The sequence below is a fragment of the Streptomyces sp. NPDC002669 genome (genome assembly GCF_042889165.1).
Taxonomy (GTDB): domain Bacteria; phylum Actinomycetota; class Actinomycetes; order Streptomycetales; family Streptomycetaceae; genus Streptomyces.
In genome coordinates this window covers 274,602-296,773 of the sequence record NZ_JBIAQQ010000001.1, presented here as the reverse complement: position 1 = coordinate 296,773, position 22,172 = coordinate 274,602, and the positions used below count along the sequence as shown (strand labels likewise).

At 72.6% G+C, this 22,172-nt stretch carries 15 protein-coding genes; 12 read left to right on the top strand and 3 right to left on the bottom strand.

Annotated elements, in window-relative coordinates; genetic code table 11:
• Nucleotides 1-94 precede the first annotated feature (94 nt).
• Nucleotides 95-1,387: a hypothetical protein gene (locus ACFYW1_RS01325; RefSeq protein ID WP_388985455.1), complete on the top strand. Its 1,293-nt coding sequence runs from the start codon at nucleotides 95-97 to the stop codon at nucleotides 1,385-1,387.
• Between the two features lie 253 nt (nucleotides 1,388-1,640).
• On the opposite strand, the gene ACFYW1_RS01320 is transcribed toward ACFYW1_RS01325, so the two are convergent.
• Both ACFYW1_RS01320 and ACFYW1_RS01315 read right to left on the bottom strand, forming a co-directional pair.
• Nucleotides 1,641-2,123: a DUF456 domain-containing protein gene (locus ACFYW1_RS01320; RefSeq protein ID WP_388985453.1), complete on the bottom strand. Its 483-nt coding sequence runs from the start codon at nucleotides 2,121-2,123 to the stop codon at nucleotides 1,641-1,643.
• A 171-nt stretch (nucleotides 2,124-2,294) separates the two neighbouring features.
• A complete protein-coding gene (locus ACFYW1_RS01315) occupies nucleotides 2,295-3,284 on the bottom strand; it encodes a helix-turn-helix domain-containing protein (RefSeq protein ID WP_388985905.1) in 990 nt (329 codons plus the stop codon).
• 209 nt (nucleotides 3,285-3,493) lie between these two features.
• On the opposite strand from ACFYW1_RS01315, the gene ACFYW1_RS01310 reads away from it, so the two are divergent.
• The 10 genes from ACFYW1_RS01310 (at nucleotide 3,494) to ACFYW1_RS01265 (ending at nucleotide 17,827) form a co-directional block, all read left to right on the top strand.
• Complete coding sequence (locus ACFYW1_RS01310; RefSeq protein ID WP_388985452.1) at nucleotides 3,494-7,264, top strand: S8 family serine peptidase; 3,771 nt, start codon at nucleotides 3,494-3,496, stop codon at nucleotides 7,262-7,264.
• Nucleotides 7,265-7,390: 126 nt separating this feature from the next.
• Nucleotides 7,391-8,968: a protein phosphatase 2C domain-containing protein gene (locus tag ACFYW1_RS01305; protein WP_388985450.1), complete on the top strand. Its 1,578-nt coding sequence runs from the start codon at nucleotides 7,391-7,393 to the stop codon at nucleotides 8,966-8,968.
• Nucleotides 8,969-9,032: 64 nt separating this feature from the next.
• The gene (locus tag ACFYW1_RS01300; RefSeq protein ID WP_388985448.1) at nucleotides 9,033-10,775 is read left to right on the top strand and encodes a pyruvate dehydrogenase; all 1,743 of its coding nucleotides are present in this window, start codon (nucleotides 9,033-9,035) and stop codon (nucleotides 10,773-10,775) included.
• A gap of 166 nt (nucleotides 10,776-10,941) precedes the next feature.
• Nucleotides 10,942-12,108 (top strand): NAD(P)/FAD-dependent oxidoreductase, encoded by a 1,167-nt coding sequence (locus ACFYW1_RS01295; protein ID WP_388985447.1) that lies wholly within the window; start codon nucleotides 10,942-10,944, stop codon nucleotides 12,106-12,108.
• A gap of 52 nt (nucleotides 12,109-12,160) precedes the next feature.
• Nucleotides 12,161-12,487, top strand: coding sequence for a (2Fe-2S)-binding protein (locus ACFYW1_RS01290; protein ID WP_388985446.1), 327 nt, complete (start codon nucleotides 12,161-12,163; stop codon nucleotides 12,485-12,487).
• Complete coding sequence (locus ACFYW1_RS01285) at nucleotides 12,468-13,931, top strand: NAD(P)/FAD-dependent oxidoreductase (protein WP_388985444.1); 1,464 nt, start codon at nucleotides 12,468-12,470, stop codon at nucleotides 13,929-13,931. The genes ACFYW1_RS01290 and ACFYW1_RS01285 overlap by 20 nt, the downstream gene beginning before the upstream one ends.
• Nucleotides 13,932-14,061: 130 nt before the next feature.
• Nucleotides 14,062-14,970 (top strand): dihydrodipicolinate synthase family protein, encoded by a 909-nt coding sequence (locus ACFYW1_RS01280; RefSeq protein WP_388985442.1) that lies wholly within the window; start codon nucleotides 14,062-14,064, stop codon nucleotides 14,968-14,970.
• A 116-nt stretch (nucleotides 14,971-15,086) separates the two neighbouring features.
• Nucleotides 15,087-16,088 carry a proline racemase family protein gene (locus tag ACFYW1_RS01275; protein ID WP_388985440.1) on the top strand — a complete coding sequence of 334 codons (1,002 nt, stop codon included), beginning with the start codon at nucleotides 15,087-15,089 and terminating at the stop codon, nucleotides 16,086-16,088.
• Nucleotides 16,085-17,026 (top strand): ornithine cyclodeaminase family protein, encoded by a 942-nt coding sequence (locus tag ACFYW1_RS01270; protein WP_388985438.1) that lies wholly within the window; start codon nucleotides 16,085-16,087, stop codon nucleotides 17,024-17,026. The genes ACFYW1_RS01275 and ACFYW1_RS01270 overlap by 4 nt, the downstream gene beginning before the upstream one ends.
• An 87-nt stretch (nucleotides 17,027-17,113) precedes the next feature.
• On the top strand, nucleotides 17,114-17,827 hold the full coding sequence (locus ACFYW1_RS01265) for a GntR family transcriptional regulator (RefSeq protein ID WP_388985437.1): 714 nt from the start codon (nucleotides 17,114-17,116) through the stop codon (nucleotides 17,825-17,827).
• Nucleotides 17,828-17,910: 83 nt separating this feature from the next.
• Here ACFYW1_RS01265 and ACFYW1_RS01260 read toward each other — a convergent pair whose 3' ends face one another.
• Nucleotides 17,911-19,377 carry an aminopeptidase P family protein gene (locus ACFYW1_RS01260; RefSeq protein WP_388985435.1) on the bottom strand — a complete coding sequence of 489 codons (1,467 nt, stop codon included), beginning with the start codon at nucleotides 19,375-19,377 and terminating at the stop codon, nucleotides 17,911-17,913.
• 347 nt (nucleotides 19,378-19,724) lie between these two features.
• Here ACFYW1_RS01260 and ACFYW1_RS01255 point away from each other — a divergent pair, with 347 nt between their 5' ends.
• Complete coding sequence (locus ACFYW1_RS01255; RefSeq protein WP_388985433.1) at nucleotides 19,725-22,112, top strand: M9 family metallopeptidase; 2,388 nt, start codon at nucleotides 19,725-19,727, stop codon at nucleotides 22,110-22,112.
• The last annotated feature ends 60 nt before the right edge of the window (nucleotides 22,113-22,172 follow it).

The following is a 22,172-nucleotide window of genomic DNA, read 5'->3' as shown; positions in this document are numbered from 1 at the left end:
TCCATCATGACAGGTCAGCGGCCTTTTTCGTAGGACCGGAAGCACACCCGACCGGCCTTGTTCCGGCCTGTTCCCGGGTCCCAGAATCACCGTCATGAATCCCACCGAGAACGTCGATCAGGATGCGGTGCTGCGGGCGCGGACGGTGTTGCTCGGGTCGGGCCGGCCGGACGCCCGGCAGGAGCTGGAGGCGTACCGGGTGCTGGCCGAAGTGAGCCCGCGGGCCTATCTGCCGAAGCTCTGCCGGGCGCTGATCTCGGCCGGCCACGCGCGGGAGCTCCGGGATCACCCGGACGCACAACTGGCCCTGTACGCCGAGGCGGTGGCCGTCGCCCGGCGGATCGGGGCGGACGATCCGAACCGTACGGAGACCCTCGTCCGGGCCCTCTCCGCCCACCAGCGGCAGCTGTACGAGGCCGGGCGGCGGGCGGAGGGCTTCGCGTTGTGCGAGGAGATGGCCCGGGTCGGCCGGCAGGGCTTCGAGGCGGGGCAGGTGCAGAGCCCCCTGTACGGGCACGGCCGGCTGACCGTCGCACTGGCGGAGGAGGGGCGCCACCGGGAGGCCGCGGAGATCTGCGGGAGGTTCACCCGGGCCGGGGGCGCGAAGGAGCCGGACAGGGGTTCCTTCTGGGACGCGATCGAGTGGGCGGCCGAACTGGACGCCGCCGGGGACCACGGGGCGGCCCTGAACGCCTTCGCGGGCATCGTGGCCACCGCCCGTGAGGAGTGCGCGGCCGGGAACGGGCCGCCGGCCATCCTGGTCTGGGAACTCGTCCGCCACTCCCAGATGCTGGACGCCGCCGGGCGCCGGGACGAGGCGACGGCGGCGCGGCAGGAGGCACTCGGCCTCCTCGCCGAGCTGGACGAAACCGGGGAGCGCAGGAGCTGGAGCAACGTCCTTTCCTGGTGGACCATGCTGCTCGCGCTGTCGGGCCGGGAACTGGAACCCCCGGCGTCTCCCGACTCCCCGGCACCGTCGTTCGGCTCGACCTCCTGGTCGGGCGACACCGCCCGGGCCTACTTCGACGCCCTGCCGGCCCTGGAGGAGCGGGCCGCCCGCCTGGCCGGGGAGGCCGACACGGACCCCCGCACCCATCTGCCCGAACTGATCGCCGTGCACCGCAGAGCGACCATCCGCGCGGCACTGCTGCGGGAGAGGCGCAGCCACATCGTCCTGGAACCGCTCCGGCCGTTCTTCGACCGGGGCGTGGCACTCGCCCGCAGACTGACGGAGCTGGTCGGGGCGGAGGGCCGGGCCGCCCTGGCCGGGGCCCTGACCGACCGTTCCATGTTCCTCCTCGCCGCCGAGCGGTACGGGGAGGCCCACGAGGACTTCCTGGCCGCCACGGCCCTGCTGGACCCGGCGCCGGAGAGCCGGGAGAAGTAAGCATGACGGTCAGTCAGAATGCTTTGGTGTGAAGGGGGTTCGTGGGTGAGCCCTAGGGTCTTTCGTTTGGATCAGGCCGGATCAGTGAGCGGGGTCCGGTGCGTGCGATCGCAAGGCGGAGAAGGGAGACATGGCGGAGCCATGGCGACCGACGACAACGCCGCGAGCGATGGGGTCTCCCCTGCTCGAGCGCAGCCGAGAGCTTGGGGAAGTGCCGGGGCACGCGAGCCCGGCATGATCCAAACGAAAGACCCTAGCCCCACAGCACCGCGCCCAGCCAGGCCCCCGCCACCAACAGGCACGCGAAGAGTTCCACGAGCACCGAGTAGCCCGTCGCCCGCATCACCGAGCGGACCGACGTCCAGCCCGCCGCGTGGCTGCCCAGCCGCAGCCGTTCCGCCCCGTAGATGGCTCCCACGTAGCCGACGACCGCACCGATCACCGGCAGTACGAAGAAACCCACGATCGCGCCGATCCCGCCGAGCGTCAGCGTCCTGCGCGGTGCCCCCGACTCGTGGGGGCGGCGCGGGGGCAGCAGCGGCTTCAGCGCCTGGCTCAACAACAGCAGCGCGGTGGCGCCGATCAGTACGCCCCAGGCGGCCGGCGTCATGTCGGTCAGCGCCCACCACAGCACGGCGGCCCAGACGATCGCCTGCCCCGGTGCCCCCGGCACCAGCACACCGAGCAGGCCGAGGAGCATGACCAGGCCGACGGCGACGAGTTGCCACACGCTCATTCGACCAGCCTGCCGGAGTCCGGCCGGTCCCGCCCGTCAGCGCTCCCCGGACGGGGCCGCCCGTGCGGCTCGGAGCCGTACCGGAGTCCGGCCGGCGACGGTGCGGGGCCGGTGGCGCACCGTCACCGGCCCCGCACCGGGCGCGGTCGGCGACCCGCCCCCGGGCCCCGGTCAGGCCCGCGGGGTACGGGCCACCCAGCCCCGTTCGTACGCGTGCCAGCCCAGCTGCAACCGGGTCGACACCCCGGTCAGCTCCATCAGTCCCTTCACCCGGCGCTGCACGGTCCGCAGCCCCAGATCCAGCTGCTTCGCCACGCTCGCGTCCGTCAGCCCGGCCAGCAGCAGCGACAGGATCTCCAGGTCCGTCGGGTCGGGCTCGACGGATTCCCCCTGCGGCAGGCCGCTCTCGCCCAGCCTGAGCGGCATGGCCTGACGCCACACCGCCTCGAAGAGCCCCACCAGCGACTCCAGCAGCCCGGAGGCGTGGACCACCAGGGCCGAGGGCTCGGCGCTGCGCCCGGTCAGCGGGACCATCGCCAGGGTGCCGTCGGCGACGACCAGCTTGGTCGGCACCCGGTCGATGACCCGGCACTGCTCGTCGCGGCTCAGCGCGGCCGACAGCTCCATGATCCCGGACGGCTGCGAGAGGAGCTCGCGCTCGACCACCACCCGGTACGACACCCCGCGCGTGGCGGCCCGCTCCTCGGCCTCGTTCTCCATGCCGCTGACCGCGATCGGCTTCCCGGTGACCAGGGCGCACACCTCGTTCGCCGCCCCCAGCTGCAACTGGTGGAAGCGGTGCGACACCGCACTGGCCCCCGTCACCACCTCGACCAGATCGTGCACGGCCGATTCGGCGGCCTCCGCCCGGTACTCCTCGGCGAGCAGGGCCGCCGCCAGCTCCGCCTGCTCCAGCTCGTGACGCTGCTGGGTGAGCAGCGCCCCGAGCGCCACGCCCGGCGGGGCCGCCACCCAGCGCCCCGTGCGGGCGGAGGACTGGGCGGCGAGCCCGTGCTGCTCCAGCCTGCGCAGGGCCCGTTCGGTGTCCGCCTCGGGAAGTGCCAGCCGGTGCGCGAGATCGGCTATCTCCGCAGCTCCCACCGCCACGAGTGCACGGTAGGCGGACTCCTGTATCTCGTCCAGACCTATGGCTCCCAGCATCCCGGCCCCCTCATGGACGCGCTGATTCCGCACGATGTCGCTGTCGCCGGGTGTCCAGCCGTGGCGGAAAGCGGCCACGGCGTAAACCCGCCGTGTACATCATCCCTTTAACGCTCTTCGCTCTGCCAATGTGGCGCCACCGCAGTACCAACAACCTCCGGAAAGCTGCGGTTTGCGCAGGTTGGTTCCGGATTCACTTGGGGAGAGCGATGCGTCCGATATCGCGTACGGCACTGGGAGCGGCCACCGCCGCCGTCCTGGCCGTCACCGCGATCGCCCCGTCCTCGGCAGTGCCGCAGGACGACGCGACGGGTAAGAGAGCACTGACCGGCAGCGCCGCCGCCGACGCCAAGAAGGGCAAGCCGGTCACGGTGACCCTGGTCACCGGCGACAAGGTCCTGGTGAGCACGGACGGTTCGGGGGCCGCCTCGGTCACCGCGCTGCCCCGCGAGGACGGTTCCGTCCCCCTCGTCCAGACCAGGCAGTCCGGCAAGGACCTCTACGTCTACCCCGACACCGCCGTCGAGGCGCTGGCCGCGGGCCGGGTCGACGAGGAACTCTTCAACGTCACCGGTCTCGTCCGGCAGGGCTACGACGACGCCCACAGCAAGTCGCTGCCGCTGATCGCCGTCTACGACAAGGGCCGGGCCCGTTCCACGTTCGCCACCCCGCGCGGTGCCGAGCGCGGACTCGCGCTCGACGCCATCGACGGCGTCGCGCTCAAGGCGGACAAGAAGAAGGCCGCCGACTTCTGGGCGGACCTCACCGGCGGCGCCCGTTCCTTCTCGGCCGCGGGTCCGAAGAAGCTCTGGCTCGACCGCAAGGTCCAGGCCACCCTCGACAAGTCGACCAAGCAGGTCGGCGCCGACCTCGCCTGGGCCGCCGGTTACGACGGCAAGGGCACCAAGGTCGCCGTCCTCGACACCGGTGTCGACGCCGAACACCCCGACCTCAAGGGCCGGATCGCCGCCTCGGAGAACTTCACCGACTCCGACAGCACCGACGACCGCCAGGGCCACGGCACCCACACCATCTCCACCGTCGGCGGCTCCGGAGCCGCCAGCGGCGGCAAGAAGAAGGGCGTTGCCCCCGGCGCCGACCTGCTCGCGGGCAAGGTCCTCAACGACAGCGGCTCCGGCGCCGAGTCCTGGATCATCGCCGGCATGCAGTGGGCCGTCGACCAGAAGGCCGACGTCGTCTCCATGAGCCTCGGCAGCCCGGAACCGACCGACTGCACCGACCCGATGAGCGTCGCCGCCGAGGAGCTCGCGCAGAGCAGGGGCACCCTGTTCGTGATCGCGGCCGGCAACGCGGGCCCGACGGCGAACACCGTCTCCTCGCCCGGCTGCGCCCCGAGCGTGCTGACCGTCGGCGCCGTCGACCGCGACGACTCCACGGCCCAGTTCTCCAGCCGCGGACCCGCGATCGTCTCGCACACCCTCAAGCCCGAGATCGCCGCCCCCGGCGTCGCCATCTCGGCCGCCGCGGCCGGGGGCCGGGGCCTCTACGCGTACCAGTCGATGTCCGGTACGTCGATGGCCACCCCGCACGTCGCGGGCGCCGCGGCCATCGTGAAGCAGCGTCACCCGGACTGGACCGCCCAGCAGATCAAGGCGGCCCTGGTGTCCTCCGCGAAGAGCGACATCCCCGGCGACGTGCGCGAGACCGGCGGCGGCCGGCTCGACGTCGAGGCCGCCATCGACACCACCCTCGTCGGCGCCCCCGCCGTCCAGGGCGGCACCTTCAACTGGCCGCAGGACCGGAGCGACCGCACCACGGTCGACGTGCCGTACACCAACTCCGGCACCAAGCCGGTGAAGCTCTCGCTGAGCGTCCAGGGCGTCACCGGCAACGACGGCTCGGCCGTCCGCTCCGCGGTCGCCAAGCTCGGCACCCGCACCGTCACGGTGCCCGCCGGAGCCACCGTTGAGGTCCCGCTGGAGATCGACCCGACGGCGAAGCTGAAGGCCGCCCAGTACGGCGACGTCACCGGACGCGTACTGGCCACCGGCCCCGGCGGAGCCAAGGTCTCCACCCCGTTCTCGCTGTACGTCGGGGCCGAGACCGTCACCCTGCGGGTCAAGCTCGTCGACCGCGCGGGCAAGCCCGCGGCCGGCTCCTCCTCGCTGGACGTCATCGGCACCGACACCGCCAGCGGTGAGCGCCGCTTCAACGGCGGTGCCACCGACCAGGTCTACCAGGTGCGCCCCGGCGCGTACTTCCTGTCCGGCTTCGTCACCACGGCCGACCCGAAGGACACCACCGGCCGCATGACCGACTCCGTCGCCTACCTCGCGCGGCCGCAGCTGAACGTCACCAAGGACACCACCGTGGTCCTGGACGCCCGCAAGGCCCACCGGGTCCAGGTCAAGACCACGGACCGGGTGTCCGAGAACCGTTCCACCACGCTCGCGTTCGGCCGCAGCTGGGACGACGTCTGGCTGCACTCGGGCTCCATCAACGGCGGCTCCGCCGTCAAGAACTACCTGGCCGACGTGCAGGGCCGGGCGAGCGACGGCGACTTCGAGTTCGCCAGCTTCTGGCGCGCGTACGCCCCGCAGATCGAGAAGTTGTCGGTCGTCGGCGGCGCCGAGCTGCACCCGACGGTGGCGAGTACCGGCTCCGTCAACCTCGACGGTACGGGCCGCGCCGCCCTGGTCGACGCCGGAAAGGGCACTCCCGGGGAGCTGAAGGCCGCGGGCGTCGCAGGGAAGATCGCCCTGGTCGAGGTCGGTGACGACGACGGCATCATCTACTCCTGGGCGCGCGACGCCAAGGCCGCGGGTGCCAAGGCCGTCATCGTCCACCGCCCCGCCGCAGGCCCCTGGCAGCCGGGCATGGGCTTCGCCCAGGCGGTGCTGCCCGCGCTCGGCATCGAGGCGGGCGAGGCCGCCGCGCTGAAGTCCGCCCTGGCCGACGGCCCGGTCGAGCTGAGCTGGAAGGCCACGGCCGTCAGCCCGTTCGTCTACAACCTGGCCTTCCCGGAGACCGGCCCGATCACCTCGGACCGCACCTACAAGGTCCGCGACACGAAACTCGGCAAGGTCACCGCCAACTACGAGGCGATGGGCGTCGCGGCGGACTACGTCGACATGATGCTCATCAGCCGCCCGTACGGCGCGACGTTCTCCGCCATCACCGACTCCGTCGCCGCCCCGGGCAAGCGCACCGAGTACTACTCGGCGGGCGACACCTCCTGGACGCGGTACCTCTCCTCCAGCTTCCCCTGGGGCGAGATGATGACCGATCAGCCGCGCACCTACCGGGCCGGCTCGACGCGCACGGAGAACTGGTACCGGGGCATCCCGGTCCCCGCCGCCCCGCGCGACGCCGCCGGTGAGCTCCAGCTCGCCGCCGAGCGCCAGGACAACCTGATCGGCGTCGCCCCGGGCTTCTGGAGCGACAGCGAGCACGCCGGTCTCCAGGGTTCCTTCGGCGACGTGGGCAACATGCGGCTGAGCAGCGGTGGCAAGCTGATCGGCGAGAACGGCTGGCCGTCCGGGGTGTTCACCGTCCCGGCCGAGGACGCCGCGTACGAACTCACCATGCAGACCACCCGGTTCGGCCAGCCCGCCGCCGTGTGGAAGCGGTCCACCAGCACCGAGACCACCTGGAAGTTCCGTTCGAAGCGTGACGAGAACGTGTACTCGCAGGGCATCCCGCTGCTCTTCCCGGGCTACGACCTGGCGGCCGACGGGCTCAAGACCCTCGCGGCGCAGGACGGCCAGAAGATCGGCCTGAGCGTCACCGGCCACGCCGGCTACACGCCCGGCAAGCTGACCGCGGCCAAGGTCTCGTACTCGTACGACGGCGGCAAGACCTGGACCGCCGCGACCACCGCCCAGCAGAACGGCCGGTGGACCGCGACCGTGAACCACGCGGGCGCGGCCGGCAAGCCGGTCACGCTGAAGACCGAACTGACGGACGCCAACGGCAACTCCGTCGTCCAGACCGTGACCGACGCATACGCCGTGCGCTGATCACACCGAGCCGGTCCGCCGGGCGTCCTTCCCGTGGGGGGTGGGGGCGCCCGGCGGACCTGTGTTCGCAGCCGCTTTTTCCGGATGCCCCGTTTTCGTACGGCCCGGGCGGCCGACAATAAGGGAATGAGTCAGCAGGGGGAGAAGCCCGCCGCCCGTGAGGACGACTGGTGGCACAGGCTGTACGACGAGGACGCCCGGGACACCGGAACGGGCGATGCGGCCGACACGCTCGACGACCGTTTCGACTCGGCGTCGGACGCGGTGGGACCGGACGGGCGTACGGGGCGCGGAGACGCGGGGGAGACAAGGACGGCGGGGGAGGCGCCTTCGGCAGGAGCACCTTCGGGAGGGGCACCGGTCCCCGAACCGGTTGTGTCTTCCGCACCCTCGGTGCCGCCCGCGCCGCCCGAACCATCCGTGTTACCCGCACCACCCGCCCCACCGGCGCCTCCCGTGCCGCCCGGTCCGCCGATACTCCGGCCGGAGCGGGCCCCGTGGGAGCCGCCGGCCGCGGTCGTGCACGCCCCGGACGCCCCCGCCACGGATTCCCCGGCCGGTCCGTCGCGTCCGCGCACCTTCGCCGTACCGTTGCCGCGCGTGCCCGTGGACCCGCGGGCCCCCTACCCACCACCCCTCGCGAGGCCGGACCAGGTCACGAAGCCGGACCCGGCCGTGGAGCCGGGCGCCGGAGCGCCGGAGCCACTGCCCCCGCTGCCCAGGAGGCCGATCACCGAGCAGTCCGCCACCGCTCCGGGAGCACCCGCCGCCCCCACGACCCCCGTCGTCCCCGAAACCCCTGTCGTACCCGGCGTCCCGGAGCCGGGGCCCGGGCCCGCCGACCGTTTCGCGATCGGCCACGTGGGTGACCGCCCGCCCACCTACGACGCCGAGCCCACGGCCCTGCCCGCCGCCACCGCCGAGGAGCTGGACGGCCTCGTCGCCGACACCGTGCTGGACGGCGCCCGCTACGGCACGTACACCCTGCGCGCCGCGTCCGTGCGCGGGGACTCCGCGCGGTTCCGGGGCGAGCCCCGCCGCGACGCGCTGCTCACCGCGCGCTTCGGCGACGACGAGGACGCGCTGCTCCTGGTCGCCGTGGCCACCGGGGCCCGCGCCACCCGGTCGGCGCACCTGGCGGCGGCCGATGCCTGCCGCTGGATCGGCGAGGCCGTGGGCCGCAGCCACGTCCGGCTCGCCGAGGACATCAGGGCGGGGCGGCGCGGAGACCTCAAGTCCGGTCTGAACCGCCTCACCGACCGTACGTACGGCAGGCTGCGCGTCCGCGCCGCGGAACAGGGGCTGGAGCCGCCGGAGTACACGGCGGGGCTGCGCTGCCTCCTGCTGCCCGCGGACCCCGACTGCCGCACCAGGGTCTTCTTCGGCATCGGCGGCGGCGGGCTCTTCCGGCTGCGCGACCACGCCTGGCAGGACCTCGAACCGCTGCCGGCCACGACCGGTGACGACCCGCCCGCCGAACCGTTTCGCTTCCGGGCCTCGGTGGCCCGGCCGGGGGACGCCCTGCTGCTGTGCAGCACCGGTCTCGCCGAACCGATGCGGGGCGAACCGGCCCTCGCCGGGGAACTCGCCGGGCGCTGGGCCCGCAGCGGGGCACCCGGGCTCGTCCCCTTCCTCGCCGACACCCAGCTCCGGGTGAAGGGGTACTCCGACGACCGCACGGGGGTCGGCGTCTGGGAGGCGTAACCCCGCGTGCCATGGGTTGATGGATGCGGAGTCCGGAAGCCGAAGCGCGGAAAGGTACGCACCCATGGCCAAGCAGAACGTGTCGGAGCAGTTCGTCGACATCCTCGTCCGGGCGGGTGTCAAGCGCATGTACGGCGTCGTCGGCGACAGCCTCAACCCGGTCGTCGACGCCATCCGGCGCCATCGCGGCATCGACTGGATCCAGGTGCGGCACGAGGAGACGGCCGCCTTCGCCGCCGGTGCGGAGGCCCAGGTCACCGGCGCGCTGGCGGCCTGCGCCGGATCGTGCGGCCCGGGCAACCTGCACCTGATCAACGGCCTCTACGACGCCCACCGCTCCATGGCACCCGTGCTCGCCCTCGCCTCGCACATCCCGTCGGGCGAGATCGGCCTCGGCTACTTCCAGGAGACCCATCCGGAGCTGCTCTTCCAGGAGTGCAGCCACTACAACGAGATGATCTCCAACCCGGAGCAGATGCCGCGGCTGCTCCAGACGGCCATCCAGCACGCGATCGGCCGGGGCGGGGTCAGCGTCGTCACGATGCCGGGCGACATCGCGGCCCGCCCCGCCCCGGAGAAGTCGATCGAACACGCCCTGGTCACCTCCAGGCCCACGGTGCGGCCCGGGGACGAGGAGATCGAGAAGCTGCGCCGAATGGTCGACGCGGCGAAACGCGTGACCCTGTTCTGCGGCAGCGGCACGGCCGGCGCCCACGCCGAGGTGATGGAGTTCGCCGAACGGGTGAAGGCCCCGGTCGGGCACGCGCTGCGCGGCAAGGAGTGGATTCAGTACGACAACCCGTACGACGTCGGCATGAGCGGACTGCTCGGCTACGGCGCGGCGTACGAGGCGACCCACGAGTGCGACCTCCTCATCCTGCTCGGCACCGACTTCCCGTACAACGCCTTCCTCCCGTCCGACGTGAAGATCGTCCAGGTGGACGTGCGCCCCGAGCACCTCGGCCGCCGTTCCAAGCTGGACCTGGCGGTCTGGGGCGACGTCCGGGAGACGCTGCGCTGTCTGACCCCGCAGGTGAGGGCCAAGTCCGACCGCAAGTTCCTCGACCGGATGCTGAAGAAACACGCCGACGCGCTGGAGGGCGTGGTCAAGGCGTACACCCGCAAGGTCGAGAAGCACGTCCCGATCCACCCGGAGTACGTCGCCTCGGTGCTGGACGAACTGGCCGACGACGACGCCGTGTTCACCGTGGACACCGGCATGTGCAACGTCTGGGCGGCCCGCTACCTCTCGCCCAACGGCCGGCGCCGCGTGATCGGTTCGTTCAGCCACGGGTCGATGGCCAACGCGCTGCCGCAGGCCATCGGTGCCCAGTTCACCGACCGGGACCGGCAGGTCGTGTCGATGTCCGGCGACGGCGGATTCACCATGCTGATGGGCGACTTCCTGACCCTGGTGCAGTACGACCTGCCGGTGAAGGTGGTGCTGTTCAACAACTCCTCCCTCGGCATGGTCGAGCTGGAGATGCTGGTCGCGGGCCTGCCGTCGTTCGGCACGGCCAACCGGAACCCGGACTTCGCGGCGGTCGCGCGGGCCGCCGGGGCGTACGGGGTGCGGGTGGAGAAGCCCAAACAGCTCGAAGGGGCACTCAAGGACGCCTTCCGGCACAAGGGCCCGGCGCTCGTCGACGTCGTCACCGACCCCAACGCCCTCTCCATCCCGCCGAAGATCAGCGCGGAGATGGTGACCGGCTTCGCGCTCTCCGCCAGCAAGATCGTGCTGGACGGCGGGGTGGGCCGCATGGTCCAGATGGCCCGCTCCAACCTGCGGAACGTGCCCCGTCCCTGACGGGGCCACGGGTCCGGGGCGGAACCTCCCCGCCCGTACCGCCCCGCGCCTTCCCGTGCCTCCCCGCCCCCGTGCCGTCCCGGCCGGGGCGGGGAGGCACGGCCGTTGATCAACCGACCCCGTGCGCACCCTTGGCGACCTCAAAGCAATGTGACATATTACTGACGTGCTCACGAGACACTCTCTGGATGTCGTCATCGTCGGCGCCGGAGTCGTCGGCGCCGCCTGTGCCCACTACATCGCCCGGTCCGGACTCTCCGTGGCCGTCGTCGACCGCGGACCCGTGGCCGGCGGCACCACCGGAGCCGGCGAGGGGAACCTGCTGGTCTCCGACAAGGTGCCGGGGCCCGAGCTGGAGCTGGCGCTGCTCTCCGCCGCCCTGTGGCAGGAGCTGGCCGCCGAACTGCCCCCGGGCATCGAGTACGAGAGCAAGGGCGGCGTGGTCGTGGCGGCCTCCGAGGGCTCCCTGGACGCCCTGTCCGCGACGGCCGACGGCCAGCGGGCGGCCGGTGTCGAGGCGCACCACGTCCCGGCCGACCGGCTCCGCGACCTGGAGCCCCACCTCGCGCCGGAGCTGGCGGGCGGCTGCCACTACCCGCAGGACGCACAGGTCCAACCGGCGCTCGCCGCAGCGGAGTTGCTGCGGTCGGCGGTCCGGGCCGGGGCGCGCCTGCACCCGGGGGAGGAGGTGGTGGACATCCTGCGGGACCGCTCGGGGGCGGTGAGCGGGGTGCGCACCCCGCGGGGCGAACTGCACGCCCCCGTCGTGGTCAACGCGGCCGGGACCTGGGGCGGCGAACTGGCCGCGCTGGCCGGGGTGAGCCTCCCGGTCCTCCCGCGCCGGGGATTCGTCCTCGTCACCGAACCGCTGCCCCGGCTGATCCGCCACAAGGTCTACGCGGCGGAGTACGTGGCCGACGTGTCGAGCGGGTCCGCGGCCCTGCAGACCTCGCCGGTGGTGGAGGGCACCCCGGCGGGCCCGGTGCTCATCGGGGCGAGCCGCGAACGGGTCGGCTTCGACCGGACGCTGTCGGTTCCGGTGCTCGCCCGGCTGGCGGCCGGGGCCGCCGCCCTCTTCCCCCTGCTGGCGGACGTACGGGTGCTGCGCGCCTACCACGGGTTCCGCCCCTACCTGCCCGACCACCTGCCCGCGATCGGCCCCGACTCCCGGGTGCCCGGCCTCTTCCACGCCTGCGGGCACGAGGGCGCGGGCATCGGACTGGCGCCGGTGACCGGGCGGCTGATCGCCGACGCGGTCCGGGGCGAGCGTCCCGCGCTCGACCTCGGACCGTTCGCACCCGACCGGTTCCACGCCCCGGACCGTGCCGCATGACGGCGCGGAACGGAACCCGCCCGCCCAGGCCCGGACCCCAGGAGAGGACCCCGTGAGACGCACCCGCGCACGCACCCCGGCCGAACTCGTCGGAGCCGAACCCGGCCCGGAGTTCCCGATCACCTTCGACGGCCGCCCGCTCACCGCCCTGCCGGGTCAGAGCGTCGCCGCCGCCCTCTGGGCGGCGGGCATCATGACCTGGCGCACCACCCGGGTCAACGGCCGCCCCAGGGGAGCCTTCTGCGGCATCGGCGCCTGCTACGACTGCCTGGCCACCATCAACGGCCGGCCCAACCAGCGCGCCTGCCTGGTCCCCGCCCGGCCGGACGACGCCATCACCACGCAGGAGGGGAACGGGCATGCCGCACTCGACGGCTGAGGGCCGCCCGCGCGACACCGGCCGCGCCGAACTCGCCGTGGTGGGCGCGGGTCCCGCAGGTCTGGCCGCGGCCGTCACCGCGGCCGACCACGGACTCGACGTCGTCCTGCTGGACGCCGCCGCCGCGCCCGGCGGGCAGTACTACCGCAACCCGGCCGACGGCCTCGGCGCCGCCCGGCCCCAGGTCCTGCACCACGGCTGGTCCGCCTTCACCGGCCTGTCCGCACGGCTGGCCGCGCACCGGGACACCGGCGCGATCCGGCACCTGGCCAGCCATCAGGTGTGGACGGTCGAGCGGACCGGCGACGACTGGACCCTGCACGCGGTCGCCGGGGCCGACGAGGCGGCCCGCGCCGCAGTGCGGGCCCGTCGGCTGCTGCTGGCGACCGGCGCCCACGAACGCCAGCTCCCCTTCCCCGGCTGGACGCTCCCGGGCGTCGTGGGCGCGGCGGGGGCCCAGGCCATGCTCAAGTCCGGCCTGGTGCTGCCGGGGCGCCGGATCGTGGTCGCCGGGAGCGGGCCGCTCCTCCAGGCGGTCGCCGCCTCGCTGACCCGGGCCGGCGCACGCGTCCCGGCCCTGGTCGAGGCCGCCGGCTACGGGGCGTACGCGCGCTCCCCCCGGGTGCTGGCCGTCAACCCCGCCAAGGCGGTGGAGGCGGTCAGGTTCGGCGCGGCGCTGGCGCGCGCCGGGGTCAGGGTGCTGAGCCACCGCGCGGTCACCGAGGTGCACGGCGACGGACGGGTCGAGGCCGTGACCGTCAGCCGGGTGGACCACCGCTGGCGCCCCGTCGCGGGGACCGGCCGCCGGATCGAATGCGACGCGCTCGCCGTGGGACACGGCCTCGTGCCCCAGCTCGAACTCGCCGTGGCGACCGGCTGCGAAACGCGTCCGGGCACCGACGGCACGCACGCGGTCGTCCTCGACGAACAGCTCAGGACGACGGTCCCCGGCATCTGGGCGGCCGGCGAGACCGGCGGCGTGGGTGGGGTCGAACTCGCCCTGTGCGAAGGTGAGTTGGCGGCACTGTCGATCGTCCGTGAGACACGGGGCGGCTCGCCGGAGGGGGCGGGGCGCGGCGTGGCCGCGCTGCGCCGCACCCGGCGTCGGCTGCGGGCCTTCGCCGACCTGATGGGAACCGTGCACCGGCCGGGGGACGGCTGGCACGAGTGGCCGGCCGACGACACGGAGGTCTGCCGCTGCGAGGAGGTGTCCGCGGGCCGGATCCGTACGGCGTGCGAGGAACTCGGCGCCCGCGACTCCCGGACCGTCAAACTCTTCACCCGCGCCGGGATGGGGTGGTGCCAGGGCCGGACGTGCGGATTCGCCGTCGGGGAACTCGCCGCCGCGCACGGCGGCGGCACGGCACCGGCCGGACCCGACCGGCGCCCGCTGGCCTGCCCCGTGAAGCTGTCCGCCCTCGCCGACCTGTCCGATCCCCAGTAGCGCGCGAAGCCGTCCGCCTCGGTTTTCCCGCCCCATGACGGCCGGGCACGCCCCGCCGCCCGCGTCACCGTGTTCCCGCCGTACCGCATCATGTCGCCCCCGCGACAGGCCACACACCCAAGGAGCCAGCATGCAGACGAACAGCCCCACGCGCACCCGCCCCTGGCAGGGCATCATGGTCGCCACCCCCCTCCCCCTGCGCGACGACCGCACCATCGACTACGACGCCTACGCCACCCACGTGCGCAACCTCGTCGAGGCGGGCTGCGACGGCGTGGTGCCCAACGGGTCGCTGGGCGAGTACCAGACCCTCACCGACGAGGAACGCGCCCGGATGGTCCGGGTCGCCGTCGAGGCGGCCGGGGACGGCGACCGCGTCATGCCGGGTGTCTCCGCCTACGGCAGCGCCGAGTCCCGGCGCTGGGCGGAACAGGCCGCCGAGGCGGGGGCCGGGTCCGTGCTGCTCCTGCCGCCCAACGGGTACCGCTGCGACGAGGCGGGCGTGCGCGCCCACTACGCCGAGGTGGCCGAGGTCGGCGTCCCGGTCGTCGCGTACAACAACCCGTACGACACCAAGGTGGACCTGAGTCCCGCCCTGCTCGCCGAGCTCCACAACGAGGGCAGCGTCGTGGCCGTCAAGGAGTTCACCGGCGACGTCCGCAGGGCGTACGAGATCGCCGAGCGGGCCCCCGGCCTCGACCTCCTGGTGGGCGCCGACGACGTACTGCTGGAACTCGGCGTCGCCGGTGCCGTCGGATGGATCGCCGGCAGCCCGAACATGCTGCCGTACTGCTGCGTGGACCTGTACCGGGCCGCGGTGAGCGGCGACCTGGAGACCGCCCTGCCGCTCTACCGGGAGCTGCACCCGCTGCTGAGGTGGGACTCCAAGCCGGAGTTCGTCCAGGCCATCAAGCTGTCCATGGACGTCGCCGGACGCCACGGCGGCCCCACCCGCCCGCCGCGCAACCCCCTGCCCGCCGACGACGCGGCCGCCGTGCGCGCCGTCACGGAGAAGGTCCTCGCCGGGGGCCTGCGCTGAGATCCTGACGGGCGGCCGTCCGGTCCCGGGCCGCTCGTCAGTCGCCGGGAGAAGGCGGCCGGCGCTCGCTTCGCCGGCCGCCGCCCCGTCCCACCCGTGACGAACCAGGAGGAGCCTTGCAGACCCGTCACATCTTCCACGCCGTCGACTCGCACACCGAGGGCATGCCGACCCGGGTGATCACCGGCGGCGTCGGCACCATTCCCGGCGACACGATGGCCGAACGGCGCAGCCATTTCGAGAAGCACCGGGACGCCGTGCGCACCCTGCTCATGTACGAACCGCGCGGCCACGCCGCGATGAGCGGCGCGATCCTCCAGCCGCCCACCCGCCCGGACGCGGACTACGGCGTCCTCTACATCGAGGTCTCCGGCTGTCTGCCGATGTGCGGACACGGCACCATCGGGGTGGCGACCGTGCTGGTGGAGACCGGGATGGTGGAGGTCACCGAACCCGTCACCACCGTGCGGCTGGACACCCCCGCCGGACTCGTCAAGGTCGACGTGCGGGTGAAGGACGGCGCGGCCACCGCCGTGACCCTCACCAACGTGCCCGCGTTCAGCGTCGCGCTCGACCGGACGGCGGACGTGCCCGGTCACGGGACCCTGCGCTACGACCTCGCCTACGGCGGCAACTTCTACGCGATGGTGGAACTGGCCGACCTCGGACTGCCCTTCGACCGGGCGCGCAAGGACGACATCCTGGCCGCCGGGCTCGCCCTGATGAAGACGGTCAACGCCACCGACCTGCCCGTACACCCCGAAGCCCCGGACGTCCGCGGGCTCAAGCACGTGCAGTTCATCGCCCCCGGCTCCGACGCGCGCCACTCCCGGCACGCGATGGCCATCCACCCCGGCTGGTTCGACCGCTCGCCCTGCGGCACCGGCACCTCCGCGCGCATGGCCCAGCTGCACGCACGCGGCGAACTCGCCCTGGACACCGACTTCGTGAACGAGTCGTTCATCGGCACCTCGTTCACCGGCCGGCTCGTCGAGGAGACCACCGTGGGCGGGCTGCCGGCCGTCGTTCCCACCATCACCGGGCGCGCCTGGATCACCGGGACCGCACAATACTTCCTGGACCCGACCGACCCCTTCCCCGAAGGATTCCTGCTGTGACTCTCCCCCTGCTCGGCGCCGACGCCATCGAGGCCCTGGGCCCGACCGGAGCCGTGGACGCCCTGGAAGCGGCGCTGCGCGGGGGGCTGGACCCGGAGACGGTCCCGGCCCGGCACCATCTCGCGGTACCCGGCGGGGAGTTGCTGCTCATGCCGGCCACCACCCGCCGGGTGACCGGGGTGAAGATCGCCGGGGTCGCCCCGGACAATCCGGCGGCCGGCCTGCCCCGGATCACCGGGAGCTACCTGCTGCTCGACGCCCCCACCCTGCTGCCGCTCGCCCTGCTGGACGGGGCCGCGCTCACCACGCTGCGCACCCCGGCCGTGTCCGCGCTCGCGATCCGGTACCTCACCGGACCGGTCGTGCGCCATCTGGTGCTCTTCGGCACGGGACCCCAGGCCCACGGCCACCTCGCCGCGGTGCTCGCGGAGCGCCGGGTGGAACGGGTCACCGTGGTCGGCCGCACCCCGCACCGGACCGACGAGCTGGTCGAGCGGGCCCGCCGGCTCGGCACGGACGCCCACGCGGGGAAGGCGGACGGATCGGCGGTGGCCACGGCCGACCTGGTGCTCTGCTGCACCACCTCCGCCACCCCGCTGTTCGACGGCACCCTCGTGCCGGACGGGGCGACGGTCGTCGCGGTCGGCTCGCACACCGCCGACGCCCGTGAGGTCGACACCGCTCTGGTGTCCCGTTCCCGGGTGGTCGTCGAATCGCGGGCGGCGGCCCTGTCGGAACCGGGGGACCTGCTGATCCCGATCGCCGAAGGGGCCTTCCGGGCCCAGGACATCGCCGGTAACCTCGCCGAGCTGGTGACCGGACGGTGCGACGGAGAGGTGTCGGACGGCACCGGACGGCCCCGGTTCTTCAAGAGCGTCGGAGCGGGGTGGGAGGACCTCGCCGTCGCCGAGGCGGTGCACCGCGCCTCGACGGCCTGACCACGCCTTCCGCGGCTCCGGGACAAGGGTTCCCGTGGAACGTGACATTGTATTCTGGGGCCCCGCACGGTGCTGGAGGAACAGATTATGGCCCGCCTGACGACGCTCAACGCTCTCTCCGCGCAGGAGCACTTGCGCGATCAGGTGGCGAACGCCCTCCGGGCGGCGCTGATAGCCGGGGAGCTCCGTCCGGGCGTGGTCTACTCCGCTCCCGCGCTCGCCGCCGAATTCGGGGTGTCCGCCACCCCGGTCCGCGAGGCCATGCTCGACCTGGCGCGCGAGGGCCTGGTCGAGGCCGTCCGCAACAAGGGTTTCCGGGTCACCGAGCTGACCGAGCAGGACCTCGACGACTTCACCGAGATCCGGGCCATGATCGAGGTGCCCACCATCGGCCGCATCGCCGCGATGGGCCTCGGCGAGGAGCTCGAAGCGCTCCGGCCGCTGGCGCGGGCGATCGTCGACGCCGCCGCCGAGCAGGACATCATCGGTTATCTGGAGGCCGACCGCCGCTTCCACCTCGAACTGCTCGGCCTGGCGGGCAACCGCCGGCTGGTGGAGGAGGTCGGCAACCTGCGCAAGCGCTCCCGGCTCTTCGGGCTGAACAAGCTCGCCGAGACGGGGAAGCTGGTCCAGTCGGCCGAGGAGCACGTGCAGTTGCTCGACCTCATCGCCGCCGGTGACGTGCAGGGTGCCGAGAGCTGCATGCTGGCCCACATGTCGCACGTCAGGTCGCTGTGGGCCGAGGAACGGGCCGACGGCGCGGACGCGGCGGCCCCGGGCGGCACCGCCGCGCAGGGCTGACCCCCCGGCCCCGGGCGGGACCGACCCATCGGCCCCGTCGGCGGACGCCCCGCACGGGCGCCCGCCGACGGGGCCCGCCGGGGTCAGCCCTCCAGCAGGGCGCCCATCCACTCCTCGATCCCGTCGGCGGTCCGCGGCAGCGCCGACGACATGAGACGGGCGCCGTCGTCCGTGATCACGAGGTCGTCCTCGATCCGCACCCCGATGCCGCGCAGCGCCGCGGGCAGCGTCTCGTCGTCGGGCTGGAGGTACAGCCCCGGCTCCACGGTCAGCACCTGACCGGCCTCCAGCCGCCCGTCCAGATACGTGCCGGCCCGCGCCCGAGCGCAGTCGTGCACGTCCATGCCGAGCATGTGGCCGCTGCTGCAGAGCGTGTACCGGCGATAGAGACCGTTGTCCGGGTGGAGCGACTCCTCGGCGGACACCGGCAGTACGCCCCACTCGTGCAGCCCCTCGGCGATGACCCGCATGGCCGCCAGATGGAAGTCGCGGAAGCGGGCCCCCGGCCGCAGGGCGGCGATGCCCGCCTCCTGCGCGGCCAGCACCAGTTCGTACACACTGCGCTGCACGGGGGAGAACCGGCCGGACAGCGGCAGGGTGCGGGTGATGTCGGCGGTGTAGAGGGTGTCGGTCTCCACGCCCGCGTCCAGCAGCAACAGCCGGTCGCGCTCCAGCGGTCCGTCGTTGCGGATCCAGTGCAGGACGCAGGCGTGCGCCCCGGCGGCGGCGATCGTGGAGTAGCCCGGCCCGTTCCCCTCCAGCCGGGCCCGCAGATCGAAGACGCCCTCGATCCAGCGTTCCCCGCGCGGATGCCGCAGCGCCTGCGGCAGGCTCCGCACCACGTCCTCGAACCCCGTCACCGTCGCGTCCACGGCGTGCTGCAACTGCTCCGTCTCCCAGGGGTCCTTGACGAGCCGCAGCTCGCTGAGCACTTCTTCGAGACCGGCGGGCAGCGGGCGCGTCGCGTGCAGGACCCGGCGGGAGCGCAGGAGTTCGTCGACGGACGGGTCCACACCGCCCAGCACCCGCACCGGGGGCTGCGGGCCGGTGAGCAGCTTCTCCCAGGCGTCCAGGTCCGCGCAGCGGATGCCGGTGAGCCGGGCCGCCTCCTCCAGATCGGGCCTGCGGCCCACCCAGAACTCCCCGTACCTGCGGTCGCGGTGGAACTCGTGACCGGTGCGCGGCGAACGGGGACGCAGGTACAGCACCGCTTCGTGCCGTTCGTCGCCGTCGGGCTCCAGGACGAGGACGTGGCCGGCCTGGTCCTCGCCGGTGAGGCCGGTGAGCCAGGCGTAACCGGTGTGGGGCCGGAAGCGGTGGTCGGTGTCGTTGGAACGGACCGCGAGCGCGCCCGCCGGGATGATCAGGCGCTCGCCGGGGAAGCGGGCGGCCAGCCGGGCGCGACGGGCGGGGGTGGCGTCGATGGAGGGGACGCGGAGGTCCGCCGGCAGCGGTGACTCGGCCCACCCGGTGCCCATGAAGGCGTCCAGGGCGGGGGACACCGGCAGATCGTGGCTGCCGGTGCGGGGCGTTGCGGGGGAACGGGACACGGGCGTTGCTCCTCGGGGCTCTGGGGGACCGGGGGCGGAGCCGGGATTCCGGCTCTCCGGAAACGCGGTGGTGCGGTCGCGGGGTGGTCAAAACCGGTGGTGGTGGCCGGTGCGTCCGGGCCGCGTGTCACATCCCGCGCTGCGACGAGAAGTTGTCGCGCAAATGAATGTGCGCGAGAGGGGTTCCAAAGAACATGTGACATGTGCCATTGTACAGCGCGCAAGGGAACGGAAGTCGTGCTCATGTCACACAGGAGTGCAGCTCAGACCCTGTCCGGCACCGGCCCCTTGCATTCCCCCACAGCCGCGCCCTGGTGCGCGGTCATCACTCCGCTTGGAGGCGGCACGTGAAGAACCTGAGGGTTCGGCAAAAAATAACCGGATTGTCCACCGCGGTCCTGGCAGCCTGCCTGGGCGTGGGTCTGTTCACGGCACCGAGCCAGGCCGTCGAGCAGCGCTCCGCCGTATCGACCGCGATCCCCACCTTCTCCTCGGACATCGCCCGGAAGAAGGCGGAAGCCCCGACCGAGGATTCCGGCGGCCCCACCGCCGAGTCGCTGACGGCACCCGCCGCCGACGCCGGTCACGTCCGGCGCGAGAAGCTCAAGGCCGCCGACCTGCCTCCGCTGTCCGCGTCCAAGGACGCGCTCAAGCGGGACTACGACGACCAGAAAGCCGCGCTTCCGAGCCACCGGGCGCCTTCCATGAAGGCCGAGAAGCACCGCGCAAAGAAGCTCGGCACGGCCGCCGCCGAGTGCAACGTCACCGATTTCACCAACAACACCGGCAGCGCCCTGGTCGAGAAGGTCAAGGCGGCCACCACCGACTGCGTCAACACACTCTTCAAGCTGCAGGGCCAGGACGGCTACAACGCCTTCCGCGAGGACCAGATGGTCACCGTCGCCAACGCGATGCGCGACGCGTCGGCCGCCTACCCGGGTGACGCCAGCACCGGCATGCCGCAGATGATCCTCTTCCTCCGGGCCGGCTACTACGTCCAGTACTACGACCCCGACACCGTCGGGGAGTACGGGCCGCGTCTGGTGACGGCCATCCAGGGCGCGCTCGACGGCTTCTTCGGCTCCTCGCACGCCTACGACGTCACCGATGCCAACGGCGAGAGCCTGTCCGAGGCGATCATCCTGATCGACAGCTCGGTGCAGAACGCCCGTTACCTCAACATCGTCAAGAAGATGCTGGCGGACTACGACGAGTCGTACAACGGCTCGTGGTACATGCTCAACGCCGTGAACAGCGTGTACACGGTGATGTTCCGCGGCCACCAGGTACCGGAGTTCATCAGCGCCATCGAGGCCGACCCGAGCGTGCTGACCTCGCTGCGCGACTTCGCCGCGAACCACCTCGACCTGCTGGGCACCAAGAACTCGTTCCTGGCCGCCAACGCGGGACTCGAACTCGGCCGCTTCCTCAAGGACGACTCGCTGCGCGACAAGGCGAGCCCGCTGGTGCTCGAACTGATGGGCAAGACCTCCATCGACGGCCCCACCGCCCCGCTCTGGATCAACCTGGCCACGATGGTCGACGCCTTCGACAAGGAGAACTGCGCGAAGTACGACGCCTGCAACCTCGCGGAGCGTCTCGAGAAGGCCGTCCTGCCGGTGAAGCACACCTGCAGCGACAGCATCACCATCCGGGCGCAGGACATGACCGCCGAGGAGCTCCAGGCCAGCTGCACCAGCCTGATCAACCAGGACGCCTACTTCCACGAGGTGGCCCGGGACAACGGTGCGGTCGCCGACGACAACAACAAGACCATCGAGGTCGTCGCCTTCGACTCCAGCGCCGACTACCAGACCTACGCCGGTGTGATCTTCGGCATCGACACCAACAACGGCGGCATGTACCTGGAGGGCGACCCCAAGGCCGAGGGCAACCAGCCCCGCTTCATCGCCTACGAGGCCGAGTGGGCCCGCCCCGACTTCCAGATCTGGAACCTCAACCACGAGTACACGCACTACCTCGACGGCCGCTACAACATGTACGGCGACTTCGCCGCCGGCATGACCACGCCGACCGTCTGGTGGGTCGAGGGCTTCGCGGAGTTCGTCTCCTACTCGTACCGCAAGCTCGCCTACGAGGACGCCATCGCCCAGGCCGCCAACCGCACCTACCCCCTGAGCACCCTGTTCGACACCACCTACGACAACGCCGACCAGACCCGCGTCTACAACTGGGGCTACCTGGCCGTCCGTTACATGCTGGAGTCGCACCGCTCGGACGTCGACACCCTGCTCGGCCTCTACCGCAAGGGCGACTGGAACGGTGCCCGCACCCTGCTGACCTCGACCATCGGCAACCGCTACGACGCCGACTGGAACACCTGGCTGGAGGCCTGCGCGGCCGGTGCCTGCGGCGGCGGCTCCACCAACCCGCCCGGTGAGATCACCGAGTGCAAGGACGACGACGCCCGGATGCTGGGCAAGAACTGCATGCGCAGCAACCTGAAGGCCGTCAAGGGCGACTACGCCTACCTGGCCGTCGTCATCCCGAACGGCACCACCCAGCTGAAGATCACCTCGTCCGGCGGCACCGGTGACGCCGACCTCTACTACAGCGACAAGGAGTGGGCGACCACCAAGGTCAACACCGACAAGTCCGTCGGGGCGGGCAACGAGCACACCCTGACCATCAACAACCCGACCCCCGGCTACCACTTCATCAGCCTCTACGGCAACGAGGCGTTCGACGGCGCCAAGGTCACCACCGAGTTCTGATCCTCACGACCCCCATGGTGTCGGCCGGCCGAGTGGCGTTCCGCCCGGTCGGCCGATGCC

Bases quoted from the DNA above. Each gene is read 5' to 3' on its own strand.
- ACFYW1_RS01265 (WP_388985437.1), top strand. From the start codon at position 17,114: ATGGCCCGCCTGACGACGCTCAACGCTCTCTCCGCGCAGGAGCACTTG.
- ACFYW1_RS01325 (WP_388985455.1), top strand. From the start codon at position 95: ATGAATCCCACCGAGAACGTCGATCAGGATGCGGTGCTGCGGGCGCGG.
- ACFYW1_RS01300 (WP_388985448.1), top strand. From the start codon at position 9,033: ATGGCCAAGCAGAACGTGTCGGAGCAGTTCGTCGACATCCTCGTCCGG.
- ACFYW1_RS01285 (WP_388985444.1), top strand. From the start codon at position 12,468: ATGCCGCACTCGACGGCTGAGGGCCGCCCGCGCGACACCGGCCGCGCC.
- ACFYW1_RS01310 (WP_388985452.1), top strand. From the start codon at position 3,494: ATGCGTCCGATATCGCGTACGGCACTGGGAGCGGCCACCGCCGCCGTC.
- ACFYW1_RS01280 (WP_388985442.1), top strand. From the start codon at position 14,062: ATGCAGACGAACAGCCCCACGCGCACCCGCCCCTGGCAGGGCATCATG.
- ACFYW1_RS01315 (WP_388985905.1), bottom strand. From the start codon at position 3,284: ATGCTGGGAGCCATAGGTCTGGACGAGATACAGGAGTCCGCCTACCGT.
- ACFYW1_RS01305 (WP_388985450.1), top strand. From the start codon at position 7,391: ATGAGTCAGCAGGGGGAGAAGCCCGCCGCCCGTGAGGACGACTGGTGG.
- ACFYW1_RS01320 (WP_388985453.1), bottom strand. From the start codon at position 2,123: ATGAGCGTGTGGCAACTCGTCGCCGTCGGCCTGGTCATGCTCCTCGGC.